Genomic DNA, 1,437 nt, shown 5'->3' on the forward strand with positions numbered 1-1,437 from the left:
TCTTGGCGGAGCGGCGCGCGAACACTTTGGCGCCGTTCGGGCCGGCGAAATTGGCCGGCACCCATTCCTTGACGGCTGCCACTTCCGGATCCGCGAGCAACTGCTTGTAGGCGCGCTCCGGCAGCGAGATGGTGCACACCGTCTTCAGCGCCTCGGCCACCAGCTCCTTGTCCGGGGCGATGTAGCTGTCGTCGACCGCCATGCGGCGGATCGCGGCAAGCTGGTGCTGTTCGGCGTCGGCGGTCGGGAAGGGCGGGGCGGGCGCGAATTCCGGCAGACTGTTCACCCACCAGTTCTGCACGAAGTCGGTGTCCATCTGCGACAGGCCGGTCATCATGCGATAGGTCTTCAGCGCGCCGAGCATGAAATCCGGATCGCGGATCTGCCGCCACATCGTGGCTTCGAGCAGCGCCACCATATGCGGCTCGAGCACGTTGCGCAGCGCGTGGTCGTAAGTGTCGGTCTGGGCGCGCACGAGCTCGGCCGAAGCGGTCGGGCCGAGCAAATTGTGGACAGCATCCGGCGGTGCGGTGCGTGCCGTCGCCACCGTGTCCATCGCGGCCAGCGCCCCATCCATCGTCGGCTGCTCCACCGAAGCCGGCGTGGCGGAGACGTCGGTGAGCGGCGCCTGCAGCGCCTCGAACTGGCCGGCCTGCTCGGTGATCGCATTGCGGTTGTCGAGATAGGACCAGGTGAACAGCCCGCCCGCCAGCAGGGCGGCAAGCGCGCAAGCCGCGGCCGCGCCGCGCCAGATCCAGGCGCGCCGGCGCTGCGCCAGCGGATCGAACGTGCCGAGACCCGCTTCCTTGAAGATGACCTCGGTCAGGAGATTGCGCAGGAAGAAGCTGCGCTTCTCGACGCGCGGCGCGAGCATCGCGCGGCGCGGCGGCAGCCCGAAGGAGGAGGACAGCGCCGCCGTCAGCCGGTCGATCGGCGCGCCTTCCTGTGTCGCCGAGGTCAGATAGAGGCCGCGCAACCAGGCGGCTTCCTCGTAGCGGCTTTCGCCGAACATCGCCTCGATCAGCACCTGGATCGGCTCGGAGAGGCTGGCGAGCTGGGCCGGGAAACGGAAGATTTCCGCGCGCGATCCGAGCTTGTCCTCGTCCTCCAGACGCGGCACCAGCCGCCGCTCCAGCTCCGTGGCAAGCGCGGCGAGCTCTCTTTCGATGGTCTTGGCGTCGATGCGGGCATCGAGCGGAAAGGTCGTCCCCCATACCTGCTCGCGGGCGGCGGTCGAGAGACCGCCGAAGAAGGCCTCGAAGCCCTTGATCAGGTCGGCCTTGGTCAGCATCAGGTAGACGGGAAGGCGAATTTCGAGGCGGTCGTTCAGCTCCGCCAGCCGGCGGCGGATCTTGCGGCCATGCGCCTTGATCGCTTCGTCGCCTTCCGAAAGCGCATCGATCGACAGCGCGACGATGACGCCGTTGAGTGCGCGCC

The 1,437-nt window shown here is 68.2% G+C and carries 1 protein-coding gene; it reads right to left on the reverse strand.

The window, feature by feature from the left end:
• A partial coding sequence (tssM, locus tag EOA60_RS32760; protein ID WP_128312608.1) for a type VI secretion system membrane subunit TssM occupies positions 1–1,437 on the reverse strand: 1,437 nt, incomplete at both ends.

This window comes from Mesorhizobium sp. M1A.F.Ca.IN.020.06.1.1 (assembly GCF_004023265.1).
In the GTDB taxonomy this organism is placed as follows: Bacteria; Pseudomonadota; Alphaproteobacteria; order Rhizobiales; family Rhizobiaceae; genus Mesorhizobium.